Raw genomic sequence first — 22,246 nt, 5'->3', positions numbered from 1 at the left:
ACTGCACCGGCGCACCAACGAGGAGATCGGTTCGTGACGATCCGCGTAGGCATCAACGGATTCGGCCGCATTGGTCGCAACTACTTCCGCGCGCTCCTGGAGCAGGGTGCGGACATCGAGATCGTCGGTGTCAACGACCTGACCGACAACGCCACCCTGGTTCACCTGCTGAAGTACGACACCATCCTGGGTCGCCTGAAGCACGACGTCAGCCACACCGACGACACCATCACGGTCGGCAAGCAGACCTTCAAGACGATGGCCGAGCGCGACCCCGCCAACCTGCCCTGGGGCGAGCTGGGCGCCGACATCGTCATCGAGTCGACCGGCATCTTCACCAAGAAGGCCGACGCCGAGAAGCACATCCAGGCCGGCGCCAAGAAGGTCCTGATCTCCGCGCCCGCCAAGGGCGAGGACATCACGATCGTGATGGGCGTCAACCAGGACAAGTACGACGCGGCCAACCACCACGTCATCTCCAACGCCTCCTGCACCACCAACTGTGTGGCGCCGATGGCCAAGGTTCTCGACGAGAACTTCGGCATCGTCAAGGGCCTGATGACGACGGTCCACGCGTACACCAACGACCAGCGCATCCTGGACTTCCCGCACTCGGACCTGCGCCGCGCCCGCGCCGCCGCGGAGAACATCATCCCGACCACGACCGGTGCCGCCAAGGCCACCGCGCTGGTCCTCCCGCAGCTCGAGGGCAAGCTGGACGGCATCGCCATGCGCGTCCCGGTCCCCACCGGCTCCGTGACCGACCTGGTCATCGAGCTGGAGCGCGAGGTCACCAAGGACGAGGTCAACGCCGCGTTCCAGAAGGCGTCCGAGGGCCAGCTCAAGGGCATCCTGGAGTACACCGAGGACCCGATCGTCTCCTCGGACATCGTCAACTGGCCGGCCTCCTGCACCTTCGACTCCTCCCTGACGATGGCGCAGGGCAAGAGCGTCAAGGTCATCGGCTGGTACGACAACGAGTGGGGCTACTCCAACCGCCTGGTGGACCTGACCACCTTCGTCGGCGGCCAGCTCTGACACCTGCCTGATCAAGGCCAGGGCACGTAGATGTGCGGAAGGGGCTCGTAGGGCGCACCGAAGCGCCGTACGGGCCCCCTCCCATGACCGACCTACGCAACGGAGTCACTTCGCATGAAGACGATCGACGATCTCGCCCAGGAAGGGCTGTCCGGCAAGCGGGTCTTCGTCCGCGCGGACCTCAATGTGCCGCTGGACGGCACCACCATCACCGACGACGGCCGCATCCGCGCCGTGCAGCCGACGATCGCCAAGCTCGCCCAGCTCGGCGCCAAGGTGATCGTCGCCTCCCACCTGGGCCGTCCCAAGGGCGCCCCGGACCCGGCCTTCTCCCTCGCCCCCGCCGCCGCGCGGCTGGGTGAGCTGATCGGCCGCGAGGTCGCCTTCGCCACGGACACGGTCGGCGACTCCGCCCGCTCCGTCGTCGAGGGCCTCGGGGAGGGCGAGGTCGCCGTCCTGGAGAACCTGCGCTTCAACCCGGGCGAGACCAGCAAGGACGACGCCGAGCGCGGCGCCTTCGCAGACCAGCTCGCGGCCCTCGCGGACGTGTACGTCGGCGACGGCTTCGGCGCCGTGCACCGCAAGCACGCCTCCGTCTACGACCTGCCGGCCCGCCTGCCGCACGCCGCGGGCGACCTGATCGCCGCCGAGGTCACCGTCCTGAAGAAGCTCACCGAGGACGTCAAGCGCCCGTACGTGGTCGTGCTCGGCGGCGCCAAGGTCTCCGACAAGCTCGCCGTCATCGACGAGCTGCTCGGCAAGGCCGACCGGCTGCTGATCGGCGGCGGCATGGCGTACACCTTCCTCAAGGCCAAGGGCTACGAGGTCGGCATCTCCCTCCTTCAGGAGGACCAGATCCCGACCGTCACCGAGTACATGGAGCGCGCCGAGAAGAACGGCGTCGAGCTGGTGCTGCCGGTCGACATCCTGGCCTCGGCCGACTTCCCCGACCTGAAGACGAAGGCCCCGGCCGACTACGTCACGGTCGACGCCGACAAGATCCCCTCCGACAAGGAGGGCCTGGACATCGGCCCGAAGACCCGGGAGCTGTTCGCCTCGAAGATCGCCGACGCCGAGACCGTCTTCTGGAACGGCCCGGTCGGCGTCGCCGAGCACCCCGACTACGCCGGTGGCACCACCGCCATCGCGCAGGCCCTGCTGAACTGCGACGGCTTCACCGTCGTCGGCGGCGGCGACTCGGCCGCCGCCGTGCGCTCGCTCGGCTTCGACGAAAATGCTTTCGGCCACATCTCGACCGGCGGCGGCGCCAGCCTCGAATACCTCGAAGGCAAGACGCTTCCCGGTCTCGCCGCTCTGGAGGACTGAAGAACCGTGACTGACCGTACCCCGCTGATGGCGGGCAACTGGAAGATGAACCTCAACCACCTCGAGGCCATCGCGCACGTCCAGAAGCTCGCCTTCGCACTCGCCGACAAGGACTACGAGGCCACCGAGGTCGCGGTCCTGCCGCCCTTCACCGACCTGCGTTCGGTGCAGACGCTGGTCGACGGCGACAAGCTCAAGATCAAGTACGGCGCCCAGGACCTCTCGGCGCAGGACTCCGGCGCGTACACCGGGGAGATCTCCGGCGGCATGCTGGCCAAGCTCAAGTGCAGCTACGTGGCCGTCGGGCACAGCGAGCGCCGCCAGTACCACGGCGAGAACGAAGAGATCTGCAACGCCAAGGTCAAGGCCGCCTTCAAGCACGGCATCACCCCGATCCTGTGCGTCGGCGAGGGCCTGGACGTCCGCAAGGCCGGCAACCAGGTCGCGCACACCCTCGCCCAGGTCGACGGCGGCCTGAAGGACGTACCGGCCGAGCAGGCCGAGACCATCGTCATCGCCTACGAGCCCGTGTGGGCCATCGGCACCGGCGAGGTCGCCACGCCCGAGGACGCGCAGGAGGTCTGCGGCGCGATCCGCCGCCGTCTCGCCGAGCTGTACAGCCAGGAGCTGGCCGACAAGGTCCGCATCCAGTACGGCGGCTCGGTCAAGTCCGGCAATGTCGCCGCGATCATGGCGCAGCCGGACGTGGACGGCGCCCTGATCGGCGGCGCGGCGCTGGACGTGGACGAGTTCGTCAAGATCGTCCGGTTCCGCGACCAGTAGCAGCTATGACGACGGGCCAGGCCCGTCGTACCCTGTCGGGGCCGGGCCCGGTGCCATGTGCGCCGCCCGGCCCCGTACCATTCGATCTTCTTCGGTACGTCCCGTCCGTCAGTCCTAGAGAGTTGGTCCAGCCGTGGTCATCGGGTTCTCGGTAGCCCTCATCGTCTTCAGCCTGCTGCTGATGATGCTGGTGCTCATGCACAAGGGGAAGGGCGGCGGCCTGTCCGACATGTTCGGCGGCGGCATGCAGTCCTCGGTCGGCGGCTCCTCCGTCGCGGAGCGCAACCTGGACCGCATCACCATCGTGATCGCCCTGCTCTGGTTCGCCTGCATCGTCGTACTCGGCGTCCTGATGAAGCTGGACAGCTGACGAACTGTCGAGGACGCGGCCTATCATGAAGGCGGCGTCCTCGGTGGGGGTGTAACTCCTGTCACTGGACGCGCGTTGGGCCTTACGTAGACTGGGGCGCTCGCAGCGCGACTGCTGTTCGATGCTTCGCAGCACCATTACGCAGGGAGTTACAACCGTGGCAAGTGGCAACGCGATCCGAGGAAGTCGGGTCGGGGCGGGGCCGATGGGGGAGGCCGAGCGAGGCGAGTCCGCGCCGCGCATCCGCATCTCCTTCTGGTGCTCGAACGGGCACGAGACTCAGCCCAGCTTCGCCGGCGACGCGCAGATTCCTGACACCTGGGACTGCCCGCGCTGCGGCTTCCCGGCAGGCAAGGACCGGGACAACCCGCCGGACCCGCCGCGCACCGAACCGTACAAGACGCACCTCGCGTACGTCCGGGAGCGCCGGAGCGACGCCGACGGTGAGGCGATCCTCGCCGAGGCCCTCGCCAAGCTTCGCGGAGAGATCTGACGGACCAGCACACACCACGACCGGCCCGGCCGGAGGGGACGCCCCCCTCCTGGCCGGGCCGTCCGCGTACCGGGCCGGTCGGCGGGGTACCGGCGGAGGTGCTGAAACGGTTCGCCGGGGCGGCCGACAGCGGGGGGACACCTCATCCCGCTCCCTGATCAATTAGGTTGGGAGACGGCGGGGCCGGTACGAGAAGAAGAAGGCTGATGTCCGAGATGAACGCAGAAGGCCGCAACAGGCTCGACCAGACGCCTGAGTGGACCGCGCTGAACAAGCACCGGGAGCAGCTCGGGGAGGTGCGACTGCGCGAGCTGTTCGACCAGGACCCGGAGCGCGCCGGACGCTACACCCTCAAGGTCGGCGACCTGCACCTGGACTACTCCAAGCACCTGGTCACCGACGAGACGCTGCGTCTGCTGCGCGAGCTCGCCGCGGCCCGGGGCGTCGCCGAACTCCGGGACGCGATGTTCCGCGGCGACAGGATCAACGTCACCGAGAACCGGGCCGTGCTGCACACCGCGCTGCGCGCCCCCGAGTCCGCCACCGTCGAGGTCGACGGCGAGAACGTCGCCCCCGCCGTGCACGCCGTGCTGCGCAAGATGCAGATCTTCACCGACCGGGTGCGCTCGGGCGAGTGGAAGGGCCACACCGGCAAGCGCATCAAGACGGTCGTCAACATCGGCATCGGCGGCTCCGACCTGGGCCCGGCGATGGCGTACGAGGCGCTGCGCGCCTACACCCACCGCGACATGCAGTTCCGCTTCGTCTCCAACGTGGACGGCGCGGACCTGCACGAGGCCGTCCGCGACCTCGACCCCGCGGAGACGCTCTTCATCGTCGCCTCGAAGACCTTCACCACCATCGAGACGATCACCAACGCCACCTCCGCCCGCGACTGGCTGCTGACCGGCCTGCGGGCCGGTGAGGACGCGGTGGCCAAGCACTTCGTCGCGCTGTCGACCAACGCCGAGAAGGTCGCCGACTTCGGCATCGACACCGACAACATGTTCGAGTTCTGGGACTGGGTCGGCGGCCGCTACTCCTACGACTCCGCCATCGGCCTCTCGCTCATGATCGCGATCGGCCCGGAGCGGTTCCGCGAGATGCTGGCCGGCTTCCACCTCGTCGACGAGCACTTCCGCTGCGCTCCCGCCGAGGAGAACGTCCCGCTCCTGCTCGGTCTCCTGGGCGTCTGGTACGGCAACTTCTGGGACGCCCAGTCGCACGCGGTCCTGCCGTACAGCCACTACCTCTCCAAGTTCACCGCGTACCTCCAGCAGCTCGACATGGAGTCCAACGGCAAGTCCGTGGACCGCGAGGGCAACCCGGTGCACTGGCAGACCGGCCCGGTCGTGTGGGGCACGCCCGGCACCAACGGGCAGCACGCGTACTACCAGCTCCTCCACCAGGGCACGAAGCTCATCCCCGCCGACCTCATCGGCTTCGCCAAGCCCGTCGAGGACCTCCACCCCGGCCTGGTGGCCCAGCACGACCTGCTGATGGCCAACCTCTTCGCCCAGGGCCAGGCGCTGGCCTTCGGAAAGACCCCGGACGAGGTACGGGCCGAGGGCGTACCCGAGGAACTGGTCCCGCACAAGACCTTCCACGGCAACCGTCCCACCACCACCATCCTGGCCGAGGAGCTGACCCCCTCCGTCCTCGGCCAGCTCATCGCCCTGTACGAGCACAAGGCCTTCGTCCAGGGCGCGATCTGGAACATCGACTCCTTCGACCAGTGGGGCGTCGAACTCGGCAAGGTCCTCGCGAAGCGGGTCGAGCCCGCGCTGACCGAAGGCGCGGAGGTCGAGGGCCTGGACGCTTCGACGAAGTCCCTGGTCGCCACGTACCGCGCGATGCGAGGCCGCTGATGGCGGCCGACGACGAGGTGCTCCCCGGGTTCCTGGACCTGCTGACCCCGGAGAACCGGGAATGGCTCCGGAGCCTCCCGGAGGCCGAACAGCGCGACGTGGCGACCCGTCACCTCGAAGCCGTCCAGGGCGACAAGGAGCACGGCCTGGGCCGGTACGACACGCATGACACTGACGTGTCGGGGGTCGCGGTGGGTGACCTCCAGGACCCCGGCCACCTCGCCAACGCGATGGTCCGCCAGGAGCAGGAACGACGGTCGTGACGGGCTGAGGCGGGGGCCCGCTCGCGGGCCGGCTTCCCGATTCACGGTGGCGCGGGCCCGGGCCCTACAGACTTCGTCCTCCGGTCCCGCACCCTCCCGTACGCGCCACGCTGACACGTACGGGGGTGGGGGGACGCCTGCCCCCCCACCGGCCGTTGGTCGCGGTACGGCGGGAGGGGGCGGGCCGTAGGACGGAGTCTGGAGGGCCGGTCCCGTGTCCGGGCTGCGGGGGCGCCACCCGGCACGGCCTGCCAGTCGGCTACGGAGTCCGGCCCGCCGTCGGGCGCCGAAACCCTGTCCCGACTGCGGGCAGCTCGATGGTGGTGCGGGCCCGGGCCCTACAGACTTCGTCCTCCGGTCCCGCGCCCTTCCGTACGCGTTCGGCTTTCGCGGTGTGGGTGGGGGGACGTCTGCCCCTACCGGCCGTTGGTCGCTGTGCGGCGGGAGGGGGCGGGCCGTAGGACGGAGTCTGGAGGGCCCGGGCCCGTGGTCGGGCCGGGGAGAGCGCGGCCCGGTACGGGCGGGGAGTCGGCCATGGTGGCCGGCCCGCCGTCGGGCGGCGAAAGTCTCTTGGGCAGTTGGACACCACGGCGGACGGCCCCGCTCCCACCCGGGAACGGGGCCGTCCGTCGTACAGCGGTGTCAGGCCGAAGCCGGCGGATACAGCCCGCGCGGCAGTTGCGAGGCGGCTGCCTCGTCGAGGAGCCACAGGGTGCGGCTGCGGCCGTACGCGCCCGCGGCCGGGGCCTGGATCTCCCCGGCGCCGGAGAGCGCCATCGCCGCGGCCTTCGCCTTGTCCTCGCCCGCCGCGAGCAGCCAGACCTCCCGTGCCGCGCGGATCGCGGGCAGGGTGAGGGAGAGGCGGGTGGGCGGGGGCTTGGGGGCGCCGTGCACGGCGACGACCGGGCGTTCCGTCTCCCGTACGGCGGGCAGCTCGGGGAAGAGCGACGCGACGTGGGTGTCCGGGCCGACGCCCAGCAGGAGGACGTCGAAGGACGGGACGGGACCGTGGTCCTCGGGGCCCGCCGCGGCGCTCAGCTCGACCGCGTACGCCTCCGCCGCGGCGTCCGCGTCGTTGCCGTACGGGCCGTTGGACGGGGCCATCACGTGCACCCGCGCCGGGTCCACCGGAACGCTGTCCAGCAGGGCCTCGCGGGCCTGCGTGTAGTTGCGCTCCGGGTCGCCGTCCGGGAGGAACCGCTCGTCGCCCCACCACAGGTCGAGGCGGGACCAGTCGACCGCGTCCCGGGCGGGCGCCTCGGCGAGAGCCGCGAGCAGCCCGTTGCCGTTGCGGCCGCCCGTCAGGACGACGGAGGCGGAGCCGCGGGCGGCCTGGGCGTCCACGATCTTCGTGATCAGCCGGGCCGCCGCGGCCTTGGCCATCAGCTCCTTGTCGCGGTGGACGACGACCTGCGGCGCGCTCACTCGGAGGCCGCCTTGGAGGCCGCCTTCTTGGAAGCGGACTTCTTGGCGGGGGCCTTGGCCTTGGTGTCGGAGGGCTCGGAGCCTTCCGGCGCCTCGGACTTGGCGTCCGCCGTCTTCGGCTGATCCGCCGCGGCCGCCGGCTCGTCGGAGGACTCGGCCGCCTTCGCCGCCAGCGGGGTCTGGGCCCGCTGCGGCTCACCGAGCCGGTCGACGCCGTACTTCAGCGTCGAGGCGTACGTGTCGTCCGGGTCGAGCCGACGCAGCTCCTCCGCCAGCAGTTCGGCGGTCTCGCGCCGCTTGAGCGCGACGTTGCGGTCCGGCTGGCCCTGCATGGCGAGGGTGGCCAGCGAGCCGTCCGCGCGGTCCAGCGCGACCGGGCCGCAGTCGGTCTCCATCCGGACGGCCGTCAGGCCGGGACCGGCCGAGAGCAGCCGCCGTACGGGTACGCCCAGCCGGTCGGCGAGCCACATGCCGAGGAGTTCGACGCTGGGGTTGAACTCCTCGCCCTCGACCTCGACCTCGGCGACCTTGCAGGGCAGCTGGTCGAGCGCCGCGGCCAGCATCGAGCGCCAGGGCGTGATGCGGGTCCACGACAGGTCCGTGTCGCCGGGCGAGTACGCGTCAGCGCGCTCGGCCAGCTCCCGGATCGGGTTCTCGGCGGTGTACATGTCGGTGACGCGCCGCTGGGCGAGCGCGCCGAGCGGGTCGCGTGCCGCGTCCACCGGGGCGTTGACCGGCCACCACACGACGACCGGGGCATCCGGCAGCAGCAGCGGCAGGACCACGGACTGGGCGTGGTTGATGGCCTCGCCGTAGAGCCGCAGGACGACCGTCTCACCTGTACCGGCGTCCGCGCCGACGCGGACCTCGGCGTCCAGGCGGGCCTTGGCGCGGTCGCGGGGCGACCGGCTGACGCGCTTGATGACGACGAGGGTGCGCGAGGGGTGCTCGCGGGACGCCTCGTTGGCGGCCTTCAGGGCGTCGTAGGCGTTCTCCTCGTCGGTGACGATGACGAGGGTGAGCACCATGCCGATGGCGGGGGTGCCGATGGTACGACGGCCCTGGACCAGCGCCTTGTTGATTTTGCTGGCCGTGGTTTCCGTCAGGTCGATCTTCATGGCCGACGCCAGCTCCGTCCGTCTCGTGCGAGCATTTCGTCCGCCTCGTCCGGTCCCCAGGTTCCGGCCGTGTACTGCGCGGGCTTGCCGTGCTGGTCCCAGTACTCCTCGATCGGGTCGAGAATCCGCCAGGACTGCTCGACCTCCTCGACGCGCGGGAAGAGGTTGGCGTCACCGAGCAGGACGTCCAGGATCAGGCGCTCGTACGCCTCCGGGCTGGACTCGGTGAAGGACTCGCCGTAGGCGAAGTCCATCGAGACGTCCCGTACCTCCATGGAGGTGCCGGGCACCTTCGACCCGAAGCGCATGGTCACGCCCTCGTCCGGCTGGACGCGGATGACCAGGGCGTTCGCGCCCAGTTCTTCGGTGGCGGTGTGGTCGAAGGGGGAGTGCGGCGCGCGCTGGAAGACGACCGCGATCTCCGTGACGCGGCGGCCCAGGCGCTTGCCGGTGCGCAGGTAGAAGGGGACGCCCGCCCAGCGGCGGTTGTCCACCTCCAGCTTGATCGCGGCGTAGGTGTCGGTCCGGGAGTTCGGGTCGATGCCGTCCTCCTCCAGATAGCCGACGACCTTCTCGCCGCCCTGCCAGCCGGCCGCGTACTGGGCGCGCACGGTCTCCTTGCCCAGGTCGGCGGGGAGCCGTACGGCGCCGAGCACCTTGGTCTTCTCGGCGACCAGCGCGTCCGCGTCGAAGGAGGCGGGCTCCTCCATGGCGGTCAGCGCGAGCAACTGGAGGAGGTGGTTCTGGATCACGTCGCGCGCGGCGCCGATGCCGTCGTAGTAGCCGGCGCGGCCGCCGATGCCGATGTCCTCGGCCATGGTGATCTGGACGTGGTCGACGTAGGACCGGTTCCAGAGCGGCTCGAAGAGGGTGTTGGCGAAGCGCAGCGCCAGGATGTTCTGGACCGTCTCCTTGCCCAGGTAGTGGTCGATGCGGAAGACCGACTCGGGCGGGAAGACCTCGTGGACGATCCGGTTCAGCTCCTTGGCGCTGGCCAGGTCGTGCCCGAAGGGCTTCTCGATGACGGCGCGGCGCCAGCAGTCGCCCTGCTGGTCGGCCAGGCCGTGCTTCTTGAGCTGCTGGACGACGGTGGGGAAGAACTTGGGGGGAACGGACAGGTAGAAGGCGAAGTTGCCGCCGGTGCCCTGGGCCTTGTCGAGTTCCTCGATGGTGTCCTTGAGGGTCTCGAAGGCCTCGTCGTCGTCGAAGTTGCCCTGGACGAACCGGCAGCCCTGGACGAGCTGCTGCCAGACCTCTTCGCGGAAGGGCGTACGGGAGTGCTGTTTGACGGCCTCGTACACCTCCTGCGCGAAGTCCTGGTGCTCCCACTCGCGGCGGGCGAAGCCGATGAGGGAGAAGCCCGGCGGCAGCAGCCCGCGGTTGGCCAGGTCGTAGACAGCAGGCATCAGCTTTTTACGGGACAAATCGCCCGTGACGCCGAAGATGACCAGGCCCGACGGCCCCGCGATACGCGGGAGCCGTCGGTCCGCGGCGTCACGCAGCGGATTGCTGCTGGACAAGGTGGGTCAGCCCTCCGAAGGAGCGAGGCGCTTGAGCTCCGCCTCAGTGGACTTGAGCAGGTCGTTCCAGGACGCCTCGAACTTCTCGACGCCCTCGTCCTCCAGCACCTGCACGACGTCGTCGTACGAGATGCCGAGCTTCGCCAGCGCGTCGAGGTCGGCCTGCGCCTGCTCGTAGCTGCCGCGCACCTTGTCACCGGAGATCTCGCCGTGGTCGGCGGTGGCCTCCAGGGTGGCCTCGGGCATGGTGTTGACCGTGTTCGGCGCCACCAGCTCCTCGACGTACATGGTGTCCTTGAGCGACGGGTCCTTGACGCCGGTCGAGGCCCACAGCGGACGCTGCTTGTTGGCGTGCGCCTTCTCCAGCGCGTTCCAGCGGTCCGAGGAGAAGACCTCTTCGTACGCCTGGTAGGCCAGCCGGGCGTTGGCGACGGCGGCCTTGCTCTTCAGCGCCTTGGCCTCGTCGGTGCCGATCGCGTCCAGGCGCTTGTCGGTCTCGGTGTCCACGCGGGACACGAAGAAGGACGCCACCGAGTGGATCTTGGACAGGTCCAGGCCGGCGGCCTTGGCCTTCTCCAGACCCTCCAGGTACGCGGCCATCACCTCGCGGTAGCGCTCCAGCGAGAAGATCAGCGTGACGTTGACGCTGATGCCCCGGGCGATCGTCTCGGTGATCGCCGGCAGGCCCGCCTTGGTGGCCGGGATCTTGATCAGCGCGTTGGGGCGGTCCACCAGCCAGGCGAGCTGCTTGGCCTCGGCGACGGTGGCGCGGGTGTCGTGCGCCAGGCGCGGGTCGACCTCGATGGAGACCCGGCCGTCCTGGCCGTCGGTGGCGTCGAAGACCGGGCGCAGGATGTCGGCCGCGTCCCGGACGTCCGCCGTGGTGATCATCCGGATGGCTTCCTCGACGGTCACCTTGCGGGCCGCGAGGTCGGTGAGCTGGGTGTCGTACCCGTCGCCCTGCGAGATGGCCTTCTGGAAGATCGACGGGTTGGTGGTGACACCGACGACGTGCTGCTGGTCGATCAGCTCGGCCAGGTTGCCGGACGTGATCCGCTTGCGGGACAGGTCGTCCAGCCAGATCGCGACGCCTTCGTCGGAGAGGCGCTTGAGTGCGTCTGTCATGGGGTTTGCATCTCCTACTTGTTCGTGTACGGGCGTCAGCGCTGGGCCGCTGCGAGCGATTCCCGGGCCGCCGTGGCGACCGCGTCGGCGGTGAAGCCGAACTCGTGGAACAGGACCTTGGCGTCGGCCGAGGCACCGAAGTGCTCCAGCGAGACGATGCGGCCCTGGGTGCCCACGTAGCGGTGCCAGGTCAGGCCGATGCCGGCCTCGACCGCGACCCGGGCCTTGACCGTCGGCAGCAGCACGCTGTCGCGGTACCCCTGGTCCTGCTCCTCGAACCACTCGACGGACGGCATCGAGACGACGCGCGTCGGAATGCCCTCGGCCTGCAGCGCCTTGCGCGCCTCGACGGCGAGCTGCACCTCGGAGCCGGTACCGATCAGGATGACCTGCGGCTCGCCGCCCTCGGCCTCGAACAGCACGTAGCCGCCCTTGGCCGCGGCCGGGTTCGCCTCGTACGTCGGTACGCCCTGGCGGGTGAGCGCGAGGCCATGCGGCGCCGGCTTGCTCTGGTGGCGGCGCAGGATCTCGGCCCAGGCGGTGGCGGTCTCGTTGGCGTCGGCCGGGCGGACGATGTTCAGGCCCGGGATGGCGCGCAGCGCGGACAGGTGCTCGACCGGCTGGTGGGTCGGGCCGTCCTCGCCGAGGCCGATGGAGTCGTGCGTCCACACGTAGGTCACCGGCAGCTGCATGAGCGCGGCGAGCCGGACGGCGGGGCGCATGTAGTCGGAGAACACCAGGAAGGTGCCGCCGTAGATGCGGGTGTTGCCGTGCAGCGCGATGCCGTTCATGGTCGAGCCCATGGCATGCTCGCGGATGCCGTAGTGGACCGTGCGGCCGTACGGGCTGGCCTCGGGCAGCGGGTTGCCCTCGGGCAGGAACGACGAGTTCTTGTCGATCGTGGTGTTGTTCGAGCCGGCGAGGTCGGCGGAGCCGCCCCACAGCTCGGGCACGACCGCGCCCAGCGCCTGGAGGATCTTGCCGGAGGCGGCGCGGGTGGCGACGCCCTTGCCGGTCTCGAAGGCGGGCAGCGCCTTCTCCCAGCCGTCCGGCAGCTCGCCCGCCTGGATGCGGTCGAACTGGGCGGCGCGCTCCGGGTTGGCCTCGCGCCAGGCGGCGAGCTTGCGGTCCCACTCGGCGTGCGCCTCGCTGCCGCGCTTCCAGGCGGCGCGGGTGTGCTCGATGACCTCGTCGGAGACCTCGAAGGACTTCTCCGGGTCGAAGCCGAGCACCTTCTTGGTGGCCGCGACCTCTTCGTCACCCAGCGCGGAGCCGTGCGCGGCCTCGGTGTTCTGGGCGTTCGGGGCGGGCCAGGCGATGATCGAGCGGGCCGCGATGAAGGAGGGACGCTCGGTCTCCTCCTGGGCCGCCTTCAGCGCGCGGGCCAGGCCGACCGGGTCGAGGTCGCCGCTGGGGAGCTGGTCGACGCGCTGGACGTGCCAGCCGTACGACTCGTAGCGCTTGAGAGTGTCCTCGGAGATCGCGGTCTCGGTGTCGCCCTCGATGGAGATGTGGTTGTCGTCCCACAGCAGTACGAGGTTGCCGAGCTTCTGGTGGCCGGCGAGCGAGGAGGCCTCGGCCGACACGCCCTCCTGGAGGCAGCCGTCACCGGCGATGCACCAGACGGTGTGGTCGAACGGCGAGGTGCCGGGGGCGGCCTCCGGGTCGAACAGACCGCGCTCGTAGCGGGCGGCCATGGCCATGCCCACCGCGTTGGCGACACCCTGGCCGAGCGGGCCGGTCGTGGTCTCCACGCCGACCGTGTGGCCGTACTCCGGGTGGCCGGGGGTCTTGGAGCCCCAGGTGCGGAAGGACTTCAGGTCGTCCAGCTCCAGGCCGTAGCCGGCCAGGTAGAGCTGGATGTAGAGGGTCAGGCTGGAGTGGCCCGCGGAGAGGACGAACCGGTCGCGGCCGGTCCACTTCGCGTCCGCCGGGTCGTGCCGCATCAGCTTCTGGAAGAGAACGTAAGCGGCCGGCGCGAGGCTCATGGCGGTACCCGGATGGCCGTTACCGACCTTCTGCACGGAATCCATGGCCAGGACGCGGACGGTATCGACGGCCCGCTGGTCCAGGTCGGTCCACTCGAAATCTGTGGTGGTCGGCTTGGTGCTCACCCTGAGTCAGGGCTCCTCTCCACATGTCGAATGCCGGGGACGGTTTGTCCGCCGGGCGTTGTCGAGCCTACCCCTGCATCTACGGCCGTCTTTTCGACGGAGCGTCGACGGCTCACCATGAGAAAACTCGACGCCTTAGGCAACCAAATCCGGACTCCGGACATTCCCGCCCCGGACGAGACGGCCACCACTCCAGACTGCCGGGCGGTGCCCGCCTTCGCCTCCTGAACGGCGTGAACGGCGGGCGAAGCGCCTGCGGAGGCGCGCCCGTGCGGAGTGGTGGCGGGGTACGGGCGGGTGCCGGGACCGGGGCGCGGCGCGCCCAACGAGCCATCGGGGGGTACGGCCCCAATGGCCCCGGTACCCCCTCAACACGACCCCACCCCCGCGAAGGCCGTCGTATGGCCAACGTCTAAAGTGGCGTGGTACGCGCAAGCCTTAACCGGGTCTTCACGGCCGGGAACGCTTGCTGGCCTTATCTTCGCGGCGCAAGCCGCTGATGTTACTTCCAGGGGTGTGCGTGACGGCCGTCGAATCCCGTCCTGCGGGGGTGCTCACAACGAGCCCGCAGGGTTCAGGTCACCGTCCGTTCGGGGCCCGAGTCAAGGCGTTCGTGGCGCTGACCAAGCCGCGCGTCATCGAGCTGCTGCTCATGACGACGGTGCCGGTGATGTTCCTGGCGGCCGGTGGCGTCCCCGACCTCTGGCTGGTGCTGGCCACCTGCGTGGGCGGCTATCTCTCCGCCGGCGGCGCGGCCGCGTACAACATGTACATCGACCGCGACATCGACGCCCTGATGGACCGCACCTCGCAGCGGCCGCTGGTCACCGGAATGGTCTCCCCCCGCGAGTGCCTGGTCTTCGCGACCGCACTGGCGGTCGGCTCGACCGCCTGGTTCTGGTTCCTGGTCAACCCGCTGTCGGCGATGCTCTCGCTCGGGGCCCTGCTCTTCTACGTCGTCGTCTACACGATGATCCTCAAGCGGCGTACCGCGCAGAACATCGTCTGGGGCGGCATCGCGGGCTGCATGCCGGTCTTCATCGGCTGGTCCGCGGTGACCAACACCGTCTCCTGGGCCTCGGCCGTCCTCTTCCTCGTCATCTTCTTCTGGACGCCGCCGCACTACTGGCCGCTGTCGATGAAGGCCAAGGACGACTACGAGCGGGTCGGCGTGCCGATGCTGCCGGTCATCGCGGGTAACAAGGCCGTGGCGCGGCAGATCGTGGCGTACAGCTGGGTGATGGTCCTGGTGTCGCTGCTGCTCCAGCCGCTCGGCTACACCGGCTGGTTCTACACGGTGGTGGCGGTGCTGTGCGGCGCCTTCTGGCTGAAGGAGGCGCACGGTCTCCAGGCCCGCGCCAAGGCCGGGATCACCGGGGCCAAGCTGAAGGAGATGCGGCTGTTCCACTGGTCGATCACCTATGTGTCGCTGCTGTTCGTCGCCATCGCCGTGGACCCGTTCCTGCGGTAGGGCGCTTCCGCGCAGACGTATCGCCGGGCCCGTCACGATCCGTTCGTGGCGGGCCCGCGGCGTGTGCGCGCTGCCCCGGACGGCTCTTCCCCCGCTGATTACCGACGGGTAGCATCCTGTCCATGGCAGACACACAGCAGGCGGACGCGGCGGACCAGCAGACCGGCGGGCAGCCCGCGCCGGGCCGGGCGGACAAACGGGCCGAGCGGCGGACCGCCCGGCTGGCCAAGGAGATCGCGGCCTTCGCCGCCTCCCACGGCGGCAGCGCCGACGGCCAGCTCGCCCACATCGCCCGCGGCAGCGTCCGGATCGCGCTGGTCGGCGCGGACGGCCAGTGGGGCAACCTCGTCGCAGGGACGCAGGACGTCGCGCGGGCCGCGGCCGAGCGGGCCGGAGTCACTTTGCACGAGGAATTCGACGGCGACCTCGCGGCCAAGGTGCGCACCGGTCCGTACGAATGGTCGCGGATGGCGGGCATCCAGGTGGGTGGCCCGGCCAACCCCTGAAGCCGGGGCCGGGCCGGGCCCGCTACCTGACGACCGCGTCGTCCGTTGAGCCCACCAGGGGCGGCGTCCGTGCCGCGCCGGGTGGGCTTTCGGCGCCGCGGGCGCCTTAGGCTTCGGCGAGGAGGGGCGGATGGACCGACTGCCACGGCTCGTGGACCAGCACAGCCACGGCGCGCTCCACGGAGACCTGGGGCTCGGCGCCTTCGAGGCGCATCTGGCCGCCGCCTCCGGCGGCCACGGCCCGGCGCCGGCCGGCACCACCTTCTTCGACAGCTGGACCGGCCTCGGCGTACGCCGCTGGTGCCCGCCCCTGCTGGGCCTGGAGGCGCACTGCCCACCCGCCCGCTACCTCGCCCGCAGGCGGGAGCTGGGCGCCTTCCACGCGAGCCGTCTGCTGCTGCGCGGCACCGGTATCGGTACGTTCCTGCTGGAGACCGGTGCCCCCAGCGAGCTGACCACGGCCGGTGAGCTGGCCGCCGCCGCCGAGGCCCGCGCCCACGAGGTCGTACGGCTCGAACCGCTCGCCGAGCAGATCGCGGACACCTCCGGCAGCGTCGACTCCTTCGTCGGCTACACGGCCGAAGCGATCTACGCGGCCGCCCAGGACGCCACCGCCTTCGCCTCCGGCACCACCTTCTGCGAGGGCCGCGCCCCCGAGGCGGCCGAGGTGCGGCGCGCGGCCGAACGGTGGCTGCGGGACCGCAGGCCGGGGGAGCGGCTGACCGAGCCGGCGCTGCTGCGGCACCTGCTGTGGAGCGCGGTCGCCACCGGCGTACCCGTACAGCTGCACTGCCCCGATCCACTGCCGCTGGCGGGGTTCATGCAGGCCACCACCGGTATCGGCACGGACCTGGTGCTGCTGCCCCGGCCGCCGCACCACCGCCGTGCGGCGCAGTTGGCCGCCGTCCATCCGCACGTCTACGCGGACGCCGGGCCGGACCCCGCGGAAACGCTCAGGCAGGCCCCGTTCGGCAAGCTGATGTTCTCCACGGGGGCGCGGGCGCTGCCCGAGCTGTACGTGACGGGCGCGCGCTTCTTCGTACGGGCCGTCGAGCGGGTCGTACGGGAGTGGGCCGAGGAAGGCATGTGCGCGCGGGCGGACGCGGGGCGGATCACCGCCATGGTCGCGTCCGGGACCGCGCGCCGCGTCTACCGGCTGGAGGCGGAGGCGCCGGCGGCCGGCTGAGGCGCGGCGGCACCGGCGGTTCCGGTGGCCCCCGCGGGCTCGGCGGCGGGGGCGGGGACCTCGGTGCCGGGCGCGGCCGTCTCCCCTTCACCGGCCGGTACGGGCCCCCGGTCGCGCAGCGCCAGGTGGATCCGCAGGACGCAGATCCACACCAGCGTCGAGACCAGCATGTGCAGGCCGACGACGATCTCCGGCAGGCCCGCGAAGTACTGGATGTAGCCGATGACGCCCTGGAGCAGGATGCAACCGAACAGCTCCAGCATCATGCGGCGCGGCGCGGCCGGTGCCTTGACGGCGCGCAGCGTGAACCACAGGGCCACGGACAGGCCGACGACGATGTAGACGAAGTCGACGTGCAACTGGGTGATCTCGTGCCAGTCCACCGGGATGCGGTGGACCTTCTTGGCGTCGCCCGCGTGCGGCCCGGCGCCGGTGACGACCGTACCGACGACGGTGAGCACGCCGGTCGCCAGGACCAGCAGCCCGGCGAGCTGGCGCACCGGGCGGGCGACCAGGTCGCGCGGCTCCTCGTCGCCCTCGGCGGCGCGCCGCCAGGCCAGTACGGAGACCGTGAGCAGGGCGGTGGTGAGGAGGAAGTGCGCGGCGACCAGGTACGGGTTCAGGCCGGTCAGGACGACGATGCCGCCCCAGACGGCGTTGCCCATGACGATCCAGAACATCGCCCAGCCGAGCCGGGTGAGCGAGCGGCGCCGCGGCGCGCGCGCCCGCGCCGCGATGATGAACACGCCGATGAACGCGCACAGCACGTACGTCAGCAGGCGGTTGCCGAACTCGATGAGGCCGTTGATGCCCATCGCGGAGGTCGGCGTCAGGCTGTCGGGGGTGCACTTGGGCCAGGTCGAGCAGCCCAGCCCGGACTGGGTGAGCCGGACGGCGCCGCCGGTCACCACGATGACGACGGACATCACGACGGTGGCCAGCGCGGCCCGCCGTACGAAGGCGGCGCTGGGCTGCCAGCGGCGCGCGATCAGCTCAAAGGGGTTCCACGTGTTCGGCACGCAGCCATCGTAGGCGGCGGCTTGTGCAAAGTTTCACGAGGGGGTGGGCAACGCGCGGGTCTCTTACGTACCCGCAGGTCACGCCCGGTCCCAGCGCCGGACCGGGCTGGCCCAGGGGCCGGTACCGGGCAGAACCGCTCCAGGTCCAGGTCCAGGTCCAGGGACCGGAACCGGGCAGAGCCGCTACTCCCAGCGGAAGAACCTGGCCGCCGCGCCCAGCCCGAGCACCGCCCACACCGCGAGGATGCCGAGGTCACCCCACGGCATGCCCGCGCCGTGCTGGAGGACGTCCCGCAGGCCGTCCGACAGCGCGGAGATCGGCAGCAGCCCGAGCACCGACTGCGCCGCGTCCGGGAACTTGTCCAGCGGCACGATCACGCCGCCGCCCACCAGCAGCAGCAGGAAGACGAGGTTGGCCGCCGCCAGCGTCGCCTCCGCCTTGAGGGTGCCCGCCATCAGCAGGCCGAGGCCGGAGAACGCCGCCGTACCGAGGACGAGCAGCAGCACCACGGACAGCGGGTTGCCGTGCGGGGACCAGCCCAGCACGAACGCGATCACCGTCAGCAGCACGATCTGGAGGATCTCGGTCACCAGCACCGAGCAGGTCTTCGCCGTCATCAGCGCCCAGCGCGGCAGCGGCGACGCGGCCAGTCGCTTCAGGACCCCGTACCGGCGCTCGAAGCCGGTCGCGATGGCCTGCCCGGTGAAGGCGGTGGACAGCACGGCCAGCGCCAGGATGCCTGGCGCCAGGAAGTCGACCGCCTTGCCGGCGCCCGTGTCGACGATGTCGACGGCGGAGAACAGCACCAGCAGCAGCGTCGGAATGACGACGGTCAGCAGCAGCTGCTCGCCGTTGCGCAGCAGCATCCTCGTTTCCAGGAGGGCCTGCGCGCGGATCATCCGGGGCAGCGGGGCCGCGCCGGGCCGGGGGGCGAAGGTGCCGGCGACGGCCGCGCCGCCCCCGTCCGTCGTGCCGGTGGCGGTCATGAACGCAGCTCCTTGCCGGTCAGTTCGAGGAAGACGTCCTCCAGGGTGTGCCGCTCGACCGCTATGGCGTCCGGCAGCACGCCGTGCTGCGCGCACCAGGAGGCGACCGTCGCCAGCAGTTGCGGATCGATCGTGCCGGTCACCCGGTATGTGCCGGGCGTCAGCTCGGCCGCCGCGCTGTCCGCGGGCAGCGCCTTGAGCAGCGCGCCCAGGTCGAGGCCGGGCCGTCCGGTGAAGCGCAGGGTGTTCTCGGCGCCGCCCTTGCACAGCTCCTCCGGGCTGCCCTGGGCGATCACCCGGCCGCCGTCGATGATCGCGACATCGTCGGCGAGCTGCTCGGCCTCGTCCATGAAGTGGGTGGTCAGTACGGTGCTGACGCCGTCGGTGCGCAGTTCCCGTACGAGGTCCCAGGTGGCGTGCCGGGCCTGCGGGTCCAGCCCGGCCGTCGGCTCGTCCAGGAAGACCAGCTCGGGGCGGCCCACGACGGCCATGGCCAGCGCGAGCCGCTGCTGCTGTCCGCCGGACAGCCGCCGGTAGTTCGTACGGCCGCAACTGCCCAGGCCGAGCCGGTCCATCAGCAGGTCCACGTCGACAGGGTGCGCGTGCAGGCTGGCGGTGTGCCGCAGCATCTCTTCCGCCCTGGCGCCCGCGTAGACGCCGCCGGACTGGAGCATCACGCCGATACGGGGGCGTAGCGCCGCGGCGTCGGCGACCGGGTCCAGGCCCAGGACGCGGACGGTGCCCGCGTCGGGGCGGCGGTAGCCCTCGCAGATCTCGACGGTGGTGGTCTTCCCGGCACCGTTGGGCCCGAGGACGGCGGTGACCGAGCCCGCCTCGACCCTGAGGTCGAGGCCGTCCACCGCGGTCTTGGTCCCGTACCGCTTGACCAGGCCGGTGACCTCGACGGCAGGCGGACGGCCGGGGGTCCGGGGGGTGTCCCCGGAGGAGGCGCTGCGCATGACCGGAAGTCTACGAAGCGCGGGGGTGCCGGCAGGAGCGGGGGCGAAAAGGTGCCGACTCCCGCCGGAAAGGAACCGGATGAGGAACCGGAGAAGGCGGACTCACGCGACAAAAAGAACAGAGTCCTTCGGGTGGGGGAGCGGGGCGGTCCTGTGCGGGGCGTAGATCGTCCGGGTCCCGGGCCGGGCCGCGAGGCGGGCCCCCGGCTGCTGCCGGAACCGGCGAACTCGCAGGTCACCACGGGTGTCGGTGCACACGTACGAAGCTCGGACCGGTGCGGCGATTAGGTGACCCTAAGTGATCGAGGCCACCGGTCCGTGATCCGGCAGAGGGTTGTCTCGGCCTGAGGAATTACGCAACAATGGCGTTGTGAAATACGCGAGCGAGGAACAGGAAGGCACCGCGGCCCGCCCGGCCGGCGGGCCGGACCGCCCCGCGCCCGCACGGACGGCGCGGTCCGTCTCCGGCGCCGCGCCGCACCACGACGAACAGCAGGGCACGCGCAACCGCGTCGCGCGTTCCATCCTCGACCACGGTCCGTCCACCGCGGCCGAGCTGGCCCTCAGGCTGGAGCTGACCCAGGCGGCCGTCCGCCGCCACCTCGACACCCTCGTCGCGGAGAACGTGGTCGAGCCCCGCGAGAAGCGCGTCTACGGCACGCGCACCCGCGGCCGCCCGGCCAAGGTCTTCGCGCTCACCGACTGCGGCCGGGACGCCTTCGACCAGTCCTACGACCAGCTCGCGGCCGACGCGCTGCGCTGGATCGCGGAGAGCGCGGGCGGCGGCGAGCTGGGCGAGGCCGCGATCGCGGCGTTCGCCCGCGCCCGCTTCGCCGCGCTGGCCGAGGGCTACCGCGCGAGCGTGGAGTCCGCGTCCCCCGAAGGACGTACGCAGGCACTTGCCGAGGCGTTGACCGCGGACGGGTACGCTGCTACGGCACGCAGCGCGCCCAGTCATCAGCTAGGTGAGCAGCTCTGCCAGCACCACTGCCCGGTCGCCCACGTCGCCGAGCAGTTCCCGCAGCTGTGCGAGGCGGAGACCGAGGTCTTCTCCCGCCTGCTGGGGACCCACGTGCAACGTCTTGCCACCATCGCCCACGGCGACGGTGTCTGCACGACCTTCGTCCCGAAGGGCCGCGAGGCCGCCGGCAAGACCGCCCACCGCACCACCAAGACCACCAATGCTTCTGCAAGCACGGCCGGGAGGAACCCCGCATGACTCTCCCCACGGAGACTGCTCACCCTGAGCTTGAGGGCCTGGGCACGTACGAATACGGCTGGGCCGACTCCGACGTGGCCGGCGCTTCCGCCAAGCGCGGCCTGTCCGAGGAGGTCGTCCGCGACATCTCGGGCAAGAAGAACGAGCCCGAGTGGATGCTCAAGCTCCGCCTCAAGGGCCTGAAGCTCTTCGACAAGAAGCCCATGCCGAACTGGGGCTCGGACCTGTCGGGCATCGACTTCGACAACATCAAGTACTTCGTGCGCTCCACGGAGCAGCAGGCCGCCTCCTGGGAGGACCTGCCCGAGGACATCAAGAACACCTACGACAAGCTGGGCATCCCCGAGGCGGAGAAGCAGCGGCTGGTCGCGGGTGTGGCCGCGCAGTACGAGTCCGAGGTGGTCTACCACCAGATCCGCGAGGACCTGGAGCAGCAGGGCGTCCTGTTCCTGGACACCGACACCGCGCTCAAGGAGCACCCGGAGCTCTTCAAGGAGTACTTCGGCACGGTGATCCCGGCCGGCGACAACAAGTTCGCCTCGCTGAACACCGCGGTCTGGTCGGGAGGCTCGTTCATCTACGTCCCCAAGGGCGTGCACGTGGACATCCCGCTCCAGGCGTACTTCCGCATCAACACCGAGAACATGGGTCAGTTCGAGCGGACGCTGATCATCGTCGACGAGGACGCCTACGTCCACTACGTCGAGGGCTGCACGGCCCCGATCTACAAGTCCGACTCGCTGCACTCCGCGGTCGTCGAGATCATCGTGAAGAAGGGCGGCCGCTGCCGCTACACGACGATCCAGAACTGGTCGAACAACGTCTACAACCTGGTCACCAAGCGCGCCGTCGCCTACGAGGGCGCGACCATGGAGTGGGTCGACGGCAACATCGGCTCCAAGGTGACGATGAAGTACCCGGCCGTCTACCTGATGGGCGAGCACGCCAAGGGCGAGACCCTGTCCATCGCCTTCGCGGGCGAGGGCCAGCACCAGGACGCGGGCGCCAAGATGGTCCACATGGCTCCCCGCACGTCCTCCAACATCGTCTCCAAGTCGGTGGCGCGGGCCGGTGGCCGTACGTCCTACCGCGGCCTGATCGAGATCGGCGAGGGCGCCGAGGGCTCCAAGTCCAACGTGCTGTGCGACGCCCTGCTCGTCGACACGATCTCCCGCTCGGACACCTACCCGTACGTGGACGTCCGCGAGGACGACGTCACGATGGGCCACGAGGCGACCGTCTCCAAGGTCAGCGACGACCAGCTCTTCTACCTGATGGCGCGCGGCCTGTCCGAGGACGAGGCGATGGCGATGATCGTGCGCGGCTTCGTCGAGCCGATCGCCCGCGAGCTGCCGATGGAGTACGCGCTGGAGCTGAACCGGCTGATCGAGCTGCAGATGGAAGGCGCGGTCGGCTGACGCCCCCCGCGCACGCAGCGACTGAATTCTCACGAGGA

The 22,246-nt window shown here is 70.6% G+C and carries 20 protein-coding genes; 12 read left to right on the top strand and 8 right to left on the bottom strand.

Annotated features, from left to right (window positions below; translation table 11 throughout):
* The first annotated feature begins 33 nt into the window (after positions 1-33).
* The 7 genes from gap to AB0A97_RS00710 all read left to right on the top strand — a co-directional run bounded on the left by gap (position 34) and on the right by AB0A97_RS00710 (position 6,141).
* Positions 34-1,038 (top strand): type I glyceraldehyde-3-phosphate dehydrogenase, encoded by a 1,005-nt coding sequence (gene gap, locus AB0A97_RS00740; RefSeq protein WP_361142518.1) that lies wholly within the window; start codon positions 34-36, stop codon positions 1,036-1,038.
* Between the two features lie 114 nt (positions 1,039-1,152).
* Positions 1,153-2,364, top strand: a complete 1,212-nt coding sequence (locus AB0A97_RS00735) for a phosphoglycerate kinase (RefSeq protein WP_361142515.1) — start codon at positions 1,153-1,155, stop codon at positions 2,362-2,364.
* Positions 2,365-2,370: 6 nt separating this feature from the next.
* Positions 2,371-3,147 (top strand): triose-phosphate isomerase, encoded by a 777-nt coding sequence (tpiA, locus tag AB0A97_RS00730; RefSeq protein ID WP_361142512.1) that lies wholly within the window; start codon positions 2,371-2,373, stop codon positions 3,145-3,147.
* Between the two features lie 133 nt (positions 3,148-3,280).
* The gene (gene secG, locus AB0A97_RS00725; RefSeq protein WP_003986537.1) at positions 3,281-3,517 is read left to right on the top strand and encodes a preprotein translocase subunit SecG; all 237 of its coding nucleotides are present in this window, start codon (positions 3,281-3,283) and stop codon (positions 3,515-3,517) included.
* Positions 3,518-3,674: 157 nt separating this feature from the next.
* On the top strand, positions 3,675-4,010 hold the full coding sequence (locus tag AB0A97_RS00720; protein ID WP_003986538.1) for an RNA polymerase-binding protein RbpA: 336 nt from the start codon (positions 3,675-3,677) through the stop codon (positions 4,008-4,010).
* A 215-nt stretch (positions 4,011-4,225) separates the two neighbouring features.
* Positions 4,226-5,878, top strand: a complete 1,653-nt coding sequence (pgi, locus tag AB0A97_RS00715) for a glucose-6-phosphate isomerase (RefSeq protein ID WP_361145107.1) — start codon at positions 4,226-4,228, stop codon at positions 5,876-5,878.
* Positions 5,878-6,141, top strand: a complete 264-nt coding sequence (locus AB0A97_RS00710; RefSeq protein WP_361142509.1) for a hypothetical protein — start codon at positions 5,878-5,880, stop codon at positions 6,139-6,141. The genes pgi and AB0A97_RS00710 overlap by 1 nt, the downstream gene beginning before the upstream one ends.
* 642 nt (positions 6,142-6,783) lie before the next feature.
* Here AB0A97_RS00710 and pgl read toward each other — a convergent pair.
* From pgl to tkt, 5 genes are read right to left on the bottom strand one after another with little or no spacing between them, the layout of a single operon-like run.
* Positions 6,784-7,566 carry a 6-phosphogluconolactonase gene (pgl, locus tag AB0A97_RS00705; RefSeq protein ID WP_206501903.1) on the bottom strand — a complete coding sequence of 261 codons (783 nt, stop codon included), beginning with the start codon at positions 7,564-7,566 and terminating at the stop codon, positions 6,784-6,786.
* Positions 7,563-8,684, bottom strand: coding sequence for a glucose-6-phosphate dehydrogenase assembly protein OpcA (opcA, locus tag AB0A97_RS00700; protein WP_361142506.1), 1,122 nt, complete (start codon positions 8,682-8,684; stop codon positions 7,563-7,565). The genes pgl and opcA overlap by 4 nt, the downstream gene beginning before the upstream one ends.
* Positions 8,681-10,204: a glucose-6-phosphate dehydrogenase gene (gene zwf, locus AB0A97_RS00695; protein ID WP_361142503.1), complete on the bottom strand. Its 1,524-nt coding sequence runs from the start codon at positions 10,202-10,204 to the stop codon at positions 8,681-8,683. Before zwf ends, opcA begins: the two co-directional genes overlap by 4 nt.
* Positions 10,205-10,210: 6 nt before the next feature.
* Positions 10,211-11,329: a transaldolase gene (tal, locus tag AB0A97_RS00690; protein ID WP_361142500.1), complete on the bottom strand. Its 1,119-nt coding sequence runs from the start codon at positions 11,327-11,329 to the stop codon at positions 10,211-10,213.
* Between the two features lie 35 nt (positions 11,330-11,364).
* Positions 11,365-13,443: a transketolase gene (gene tkt, locus AB0A97_RS00685; RefSeq protein ID WP_361142497.1), complete on the bottom strand. Its 2,079-nt coding sequence runs from the start codon at positions 13,441-13,443 to the stop codon at positions 11,365-11,367.
* A 520-nt stretch (positions 13,444-13,963) separates the two neighbouring features.
* On the opposite strand from tkt, the gene AB0A97_RS00680 reads away from it, so the two are divergent.
* The 3 genes from AB0A97_RS00680 (at position 13,964) to AB0A97_RS00670 (ending at position 16,606) form a co-directional block, all read left to right on the top strand.
* On the top strand, positions 13,964-14,914 hold the full coding sequence (locus AB0A97_RS00680) for a heme o synthase (RefSeq protein WP_361142495.1): 951 nt from the start codon (positions 13,964-13,966) through the stop codon (positions 14,912-14,914).
* 122 nt (positions 14,915-15,036) lie between these two features.
* Positions 15,037-15,420 (top strand): hypothetical protein, encoded by a 384-nt coding sequence (locus tag AB0A97_RS00675; RefSeq protein WP_361142492.1) that lies wholly within the window; start codon positions 15,037-15,039, stop codon positions 15,418-15,420.
* 130 nt (positions 15,421-15,550) lie between these two features.
* Entirely contained in the window at positions 15,551-16,606 is a 1,056-nt protein-coding gene (locus AB0A97_RS00670) for an amidohydrolase (RefSeq protein ID WP_361142489.1), read from the top strand.
* On the opposite strand, the gene AB0A97_RS00665 is transcribed toward AB0A97_RS00670, so the two are convergent.
* From AB0A97_RS00665 to AB0A97_RS00655, 3 genes are all read right to left on the bottom strand, one after another.
* The gene (locus AB0A97_RS00665) at positions 16,570-17,625 is read right to left on the bottom strand and encodes a COX15/CtaA family protein (RefSeq protein WP_361142486.1); all 1,056 of its coding nucleotides are present in this window, start codon (positions 17,623-17,625) and stop codon (positions 16,570-16,572) included. The genes AB0A97_RS00670 and AB0A97_RS00665 overlap by 37 nt on opposite strands.
* 183 nt (positions 17,626-17,808) lie before the next feature.
* Complete coding sequence (locus tag AB0A97_RS00660) at positions 17,809-18,612, bottom strand: ABC transporter permease (protein ID WP_361142483.1); 804 nt, start codon at positions 18,610-18,612, stop codon at positions 17,809-17,811.
* A complete protein-coding gene (locus tag AB0A97_RS00655) occupies positions 18,609-19,571 on the bottom strand; it encodes an ABC transporter ATP-binding protein (protein ID WP_361142480.1) in 963 nt (320 codons plus the stop codon). Before AB0A97_RS00655 ends, AB0A97_RS00660 begins: the two co-directional genes overlap by 4 nt.
* 370 nt (positions 19,572-19,941) lie before the next feature.
* Here AB0A97_RS00655 and AB0A97_RS00650 point away from each other — a divergent pair, with 370 nt between their 5' ends.
* Both AB0A97_RS00650 and sufB read left to right on the top strand, forming a co-directional pair.
* Positions 19,942-20,790 (top strand): ArsR family transcriptional regulator, encoded by an 849-nt coding sequence (locus tag AB0A97_RS00650; protein WP_361142478.1) that lies wholly within the window; start codon positions 19,942-19,944, stop codon positions 20,788-20,790.
* Positions 20,787-22,208 carry a Fe-S cluster assembly protein SufB gene (gene sufB, locus AB0A97_RS00645; protein WP_361142475.1) on the top strand — a complete coding sequence of 474 codons (1,422 nt, stop codon included), beginning with the start codon at positions 20,787-20,789 and terminating at the stop codon, positions 22,206-22,208. The genes AB0A97_RS00650 and sufB overlap by 4 nt, the downstream gene beginning before the upstream one ends.
* The last annotated feature ends 38 nt before the right edge of the window (positions 22,209-22,246 follow it).

Origin of the sequence: Streptomyces sp. NPDC045470 (assembly GCF_040646595.1) — a bacterium.
Classification (GTDB): domain Bacteria; phylum Actinomycetota; class Actinomycetes; order Streptomycetales; family Streptomycetaceae; genus Streptomyces.
The sequence above is the reverse complement of the archived record's forward strand: the minus strand, read 5'-3'. Positions and strand labels throughout refer to the sequence as shown.